This is a genomic window from Massilia genomosp. 1 (assembly GCF_011682185.1).
Classification (GTDB): domain Bacteria; phylum Pseudomonadota; class Gammaproteobacteria; order Burkholderiales; family Burkholderiaceae_D; genus Telluria_A; species Telluria_A rubra.
Genome location: NZ_WHJF01000182.1, coordinates 1 through 6,243 on the forward strand (window position 1 = coordinate 1; position 6,243 = coordinate 6,243).

At 64.4% G+C, this 6,243-nt stretch carries 4 protein-coding genes; 2 read left to right on the forward strand and 2 right to left on the reverse strand.

Features of this window, described 5'->3' with window-relative positions; genetic code table 11:
* Window positions 1–419 precede the first annotated feature (419 nt).
* A complete protein-coding gene (locus F1735_RS32110) occupies window positions 420–1,349 on the reverse strand; it encodes a LysR family transcriptional regulator (RefSeq protein ID WP_229506071.1) in 930 nt (309 codons plus the stop codon).
* Window positions 1,350–1,458: 109 nt separating this feature from the next.
* On the opposite strand from F1735_RS32110, the gene F1735_RS32115 reads away from it, so the two are divergent.
* Window positions 1,459–2,298, forward strand: coding sequence for a phytanoyl-CoA dioxygenase family protein (locus F1735_RS32115; RefSeq protein WP_167240892.1), 840 nt, complete (start codon window positions 1,459–1,461; stop codon window positions 2,296–2,298).
* Between the two features lie 3 nt (window positions 2,299–2,301).
* Window positions 2,302–3,120 (forward strand): sugar phosphate isomerase/epimerase family protein, encoded by an 819-nt coding sequence (locus tag F1735_RS32120; RefSeq protein ID WP_167240894.1) that lies wholly within the window; start codon window positions 2,302–2,304, stop codon window positions 3,118–3,120.
* A gap of 298 nt (window positions 3,121–3,418) precedes the next feature.
* Here the strand turns inward: F1735_RS32120 and F1735_RS32125 are convergent, their stop codons facing one another.
* Window positions 3,419–5,683 (reverse strand): sensor histidine kinase, encoded by a 2,265-nt coding sequence (locus tag F1735_RS32125; protein ID WP_167240896.1) that lies wholly within the window; start codon window positions 5,681–5,683, stop codon window positions 3,419–3,421.
* Window positions 5,684–6,243: the final 560 nt, after the last annotated feature.

Genomic DNA, 6,243 nt, shown 5'->3' on the forward strand with positions numbered 1-6,243 from the left:
CTGCTCTGGGGTAGAATTCATGTCGGGCAAGGTGTGTTCGTGCTGATAGGGTAGGTTTTTAGATAACTCCCATTCTATCAATCACTTACGGCATTCTTGCCCTTTTTTGTGCAAAATTCAGGCTAAGTAGGTGCGAAAGAAACTAACCCCCGACGTTTCCTCATCATCATATCGCGGCAGGTGGTCGGGAATGGAAGGTATCATGCCTGCTTCCAGATAACCGCCTTGCAATCTTACACACGAGTCTTCATAGCTAAGTCGGGTATCGATCATACTCATTTTCCGTGGCAATTCAATAACTTCAGGATGGGATAGCGAGTGGTGCTGCTGACTGCCGCTGGGGCGATAGCAGACCGTCGGTATGACTCAGTGTACGAGCTTATTGCCATCAGGGCAAGTAACAGGTTTTGTCAGGCGCTTTAAAACAGGATGCAGGCCTGCGCCAGCGCCAGGTCCCACGGCGCCACGCGATACTCCTCCACCAAAAAATCGACCAGCGCCCTGACCTTGGGCGAGAGCTGGCGACTGGCCGGGTACAGGGCCGACAGGTCGTTGAGCGGCAGCTGCCACTGCGGCAGCACCGGCGCCAGCGCGCCGTCGATCAGCTTTTGCCACGCCAGGAAGGTCGTGTTGTAGACGATGCCCAGGCCGCGCTCGGCCGCCTGCTGCAGCACCAGCCCGTTATTCGAGGTAAAACCGGCGTTGACCCGCACCGTGCGCCGTTCGCCAGCGCGCGTGAAATGCCAGCTGGTGCCGTCGGTCAGGTGGGAAAAATGCAGGCACTGGTGATCGAGCAGGTCTTCGGGCGTTTGCGGCACGCCCCATTTGGCCAGGTAAGCGGGACTGGCGCACAGCACCCCGCGGCACGGCGCCAGGCGGCGCATGGCCAGGCCGCTGCTGTCCGGGATGCCGCCCACGCGGATGGTCAGGTCGAAGCCATGCCGGATCGGGTCGAGCAGCGCATCGTCGACGAACAAGGAGGGCGTGAGCAGCGGGTGGCGCAGGCTGAAACGGGCCACCGCGTCGGCCAGCCACGCGCCGCCGAAACCGGACGGCGCCTGGATCCGCAGCGCCCCCGCCAGGTCCGCGCCGGCGGGGCTGATGGCGCGCGCCGCCTCGCGCGCCTGCTCCACCGTCGCCTGGCACGGGGCCAGGTAGGCCTGGCCGGCGTCGGTCAGGCTGACGTCGCGGGTGGAGCGATGCAGCAGGCGCGCATCGAGCTTCGCTTCTAACTGCATGATCTGTTTGCTGACCATCGCGCGCGTGACTCCCAGGCGGCGAGCGGCGGCCGAAAAGCTGCGCAGGCGCGCCACCTCGACAAATATCTCCATTGCGCGCAATTGATCCATGCCGATGATTGTCAACCGGATGGCGACAATCTGTCAACCGATCCGGCGATTGCCGGGTTGCCGGAGCAACCCTACAATGGCAGCTTCCATGATGGCAGGAGCCACCCCCATGCTCAGCACCGAACAACGCGACCAATTCCAGCGCGACGGCTACCTCGTCGTCCCCGATTTCAAGTCAATGGACGACATCGCCCGACTGCGCCAGCGCGCCGGCGAGATTGTCAACGAATTCGATCCAGGCCAGGGCCGCTCGATCTTTACCACGCGCGACCAGACCACCGCCACCGACGAGTACTTCCTGCGCTCGGACAACACCATCCGCTGCTTTTTCGAGGAAGAAGCGTTTGGCCCGGACGGCCAGCTGCGCCAGGAAAAAGCCCTCTCGATCAACAAGATCGGGCACGCGATGCACGATCTCGATCCGGTGTTCGCCGCCTTTTCGCGCGATCCGAAACTGGCCGCGGTGGCGCGCGAGCTGGGCCTGGTCGACCCCAAAGTGTGGCAATCGATGTACATCTTCAAGCAACCCGGCATCGGCGGCGAAGTGCGCTGGCACCAGGACGCGACCTTTTTCGAGACCACGCCGGTCAGCGTGACGACCTTCTGGTTCGCGCTGGAAGACGCCACCATCGACAATGGCTGCCTGTGGGTCGAACCGGGCGGTCACCGGGGACCGATGCGCGAGCGCTTCGTGCGCAACGGCGACGACATCAAGATGGAAACGCTCGACAGCATGCCGTGGCCAAACGACAGCAGCGCCGTGCCGCTCGAAGCGAAAGCCGGCAGCCTGGTATGTTTTCACGGCCTGCTGCCGCACTACAGCGCGCCGAACCGCTCGCCGGTGTCGCGCCATGCGTACACGCTGCATGCGACCGACGGCGCGACTACCTACTCGCCGCGCAACTGGATCCAGCGCGACGCCAGCTTTCCCGTGCGCGGCTTCGAGTAACTGATGGACATCCGCATATTCGCCCCGCACTGGGGCAGCAACGAGCTCGCGCCCGCCGTGTTTATCGGGCGCGTGAAGGCGGCCGGCTTCGACGGCATTGAAATGTCGCTGCCGCTGGACGCCGCCGCGCGCGACGACTGGAGCGCGCGCATCGCCGACGCCGGCCTGCTGCTCATCGCGCAGCAGTGGGAAACCGCGTTCCATGCCGGGTTCGACGCGCACCGCGAAGCGCTGGCGACTTACCTCGTCAACGCCTGCGGCGCGCGCCCGCTGTTGGTCAACACGCACACCGGCAAGGACTTTTATACGCATGAACAGAACCTGGAACTGATCGCGCTGACGCAGGCCATCGCGCGCGAGCACGGCGTGCCGATCGTGCATGAGATCCACCGCAGCCGCTTCTCGGGCCATCCGATGCTGCTGCTGCCGTACCTGCGCGAGCTGCCCGGCCTGGAACTGACGGCCGACCTGTCGCACTGGTGCTGCGCCTGCGAATCGCTGCTGGAGGACCAGCCGGACGCGCTGGCGGCGACCTTGCCGCACGTGCGCCACATCCACGCGCGCGTCGGCCATGCGCAGGGACCGCAGGTGAGCGACTTCCGCGACCCGCGCTTCGCGGCCGAGCTGGCGCGCCATCTTCAGTGGTGGGACAGTATCGTGGCGCTGCGCCGCGCCGCCGGCGCCGCATTGACGACGCTCACCCCCGAATTCGGCCCGGCGCCGTACACCCAGAGCATGCCGTTCAGCGGCGAGCCGCTCTCGGACGCATGGGACCAGAACGTGGCGATGCTGCGCCTGCTCAGGGAACGCTACGGCGCCTGACTCTGTCCAGCCGGCACCAACCACCCCGGCGGCGTCAGGTCTGACATTCGGACACGGCCTCATCAGCCACGGCGGTGCCATCGCCGGGACTACCCTTACGTCAGCAGCATGTTCACCTCGACCGCTTCGCTCTCGCGGTTGGGGCCTTGCGCGAAATGCGGATTGTCACGCTGGTGCCATGCTCGGGCGAAGACTCGATCTTACCAACCCGGTGTCAGGTCTGACATTCGGACACAGGCTCATCCATTTCGCAGTCGAGTCCGTGTCCGAATGTCAGACCTGACACCGCCGAGGACACCTACATCAGCAGCATGTTCACCTCGGCCGCTTCGCTCTCGCGGTTGGGCGCCTTGCGCGGAATGCGGATCGTCACACTGGTGCCATGCTCGGGCGAGGATTCGATCTCGATGCTCCCGCCCAGCATGCCGGTGACGATGTTGTAGACGATATTCATCCCCAGCCCCGAACCACCCTGCCCCATCTTGGTCGTAAAGAACGGATCGAACACCTGGTGCAGGATCTTGGGCGGCATGCCCACCCCATCGTCGCTGAAAATGAGCAGCAGCTTGTCATCCTCGATTTCGCGCGCGGTGATCGTAATGAGCGCGCTGGCGCGCCCCTCGAAGGCGTGCAGCAGCGCGTTGTTGAGCAGGTTCGACAGCACCTGCCCCACGCTGCCGGGATAGGAATCGAGCGCCATGCTGGTCGGCCCATCCACGCGCGTCTCGCAATTGGCGCGCCGCAGCTGCGCCGCGTAGGTCGCCAGCGTGTCGCGCACCAGGTCGCACAGATCGAAGCGGCGGCGCTGGTCGCAGGTCTGGTCCACCGCCACCTGCTTGAACGAGGTAATCAGGTCGCCCGCGCGGCGCAGCGAACTGGCCATGATGTCGCATGCCAGGCGCGTGTCGGCCATGTGCGCCTCCAGCGCCGAACGCTTGATGCCGCCGCCGGCATACTTGCGCTCGAAGTCGGCCACCATGTCGGCCAGCGCGGTGGCGGTCAACAGGCTGTTGCCGATCGGGGTATTGAGTTCATGCGCGATGCCGGCCACCAGCGACCCGAGGGACGCCATTTTTTCGGATGTGATCAGATTGGTCTGGGCTTGCTTGAGCGTGGCCAGCACCGTCGACAGGTCGCGGTGCGCGCTTTCGACGTTGGCCTTTTGCTGTTCGAGTTCGGCCAGGCTGTGCTCCAGGCCATCCTTGGCGTCGACCAGCGCCGCCTCGGTGTGTTTGCGGTCGCTGATATTCTGGATCACCCACACGCCGCCCTTCGACAGGTCCGACGCGTCGAGCGCCTTGCCGTTGATCAGGCACCAGATCGTGCTGCCATCCTTGCGCAGCAATTTCAGCTCGCCCTGCCAGCGCCGGGTTTGCGGATCGACCGCGAACGGATCGGCCGCGCCGGCCGCCGCCGCGCGCGAGAGCACCTGCGTCTGGCAGCCCGCCAGCTCGCCCGGCGCATAGCCCATCATCTCCTCCATGCCCCGGTTGCAGCGCATGATCACGCCATGCGAGAACAGCGCGATGCCGACATTGGCGCTGTCCTGGAAGGCGCGCTGCTCGTCGAGCGTCACGCGCACCTGCTGCGCCAGGGCGCGGCTGCGGCGCGAAGCGATCATCAGCGCCGCGATCAGGGTGCTGATCACCAGGCCGCCGGCGGCGATCACCAGCACCGGCCGCACATCGCGGCTGTAGCGACTTCCCGGCAGCGCCTGGAAGCGCATCACCCACTGGCGCTGCGCCACGTTCAGGCGCGCTTCGCTTTGCACGCCGGGCAGCGCCGGCGCATCGGCGCGGGTGGTATCGAACATCACGTTCGACGCGGCGAAGGGCGCGGCCGCGCCATCGGCCACATTGCCGGCATCGTGGATGCGGAACGCCATCTGGTTCAGCAGCGACGGCTCGATCACCTCGTACATCAGGTTATTCACGCGGAACACGATCGCCACCATGCCGATCAGCGCGGCGCGCCGTTCGGCCACGGTGGTCAGCGGCATGTTCTGGCGATAGACCGGCGCGCGCGCCACGAAGCCGGGCTGGCCGGTGTTGTCCTGCACCAGGGTGATGCGTTCGGTGGCGACGATCTCGCCGCTGTCGCGGCCCGATTCGACCGCCTGCAAGTGCGGCGGCAGCGCGGCCAGATCGAGGCCGAAGGCGTTCTCGTTCCCCTTGAGCGGCTCGGTGTATTCGATGACGAAGTGCTCGGCGCGCAGCACCGGCGGATGGACGGTGAAGGTCGGATAACCTTGCGCGACCAGGCGTGTATCGCCTCGCACGGCGTCGGTGAAGCGGGCCAAGTCGGCGGCCGGCACAAGGCGCACGAACTGGATCGCCTGGAAGCCGGGGTAGCGCGTGGTGAGATTAAGTTCGCGCACGAAGCGGGCGAACTGCGCGCGGTCGACCTGGTCGGTGACGGCGAAGGTGCCCTTAATACTGAGCAGCATATCGAAATAGGTTTGCAGGCGCACGTTGGTGTCGGTGGCGACCTTGTCGGCGTCGCGCTGGAAAGCGGCCGCGATGCGCGCCTGCTGCGCATCGAGTACGGCTATGCAGGTCCACATGGTCAGACAAATACCGACTACAAAGGCCAGGTATCCTTGAGTCCGCATCGGTTTGCTCCACGTTGTACCGAAGGCCGGGCGCGCCCGGGTATGCGAATTGACTATAGCATATTGGTATGCGGAAATCGCACAAATGGCGCGGCCCAACAACACTTCCGTACCGCCCCGACTTCCTACCGTGACGCCTCTAAACTTCCTACAACCGGGGTCAGAGCTTTAACTTGAAACCTTGCCCACTGAACACAATCCCGCCAACCAGGGTCTGACCTCTGATTCGAAACATTGCACCAGAACAGGGCGTGCAACCCACGTACAGAACCCGCTTCTGCCACGAAAACGGTTTCAACGCGGGACGAGCACCACTGACCGCGCGCCTTATCGGGTTTTGCAAGGGCTGGGGGACTGCAAATCGATGTCGCGATGTAAAAAATTGCGAATCAGAGGTCAGACCCTAATGGCGTTAACTTAAGCTCCGTCTTTCCCGCGCAGGCGGGAATCTATAGCACCTATGATGAGCGAAGGTGCTATGGATTCCCGCCTGCGCGGGAAAGACGGTTTTT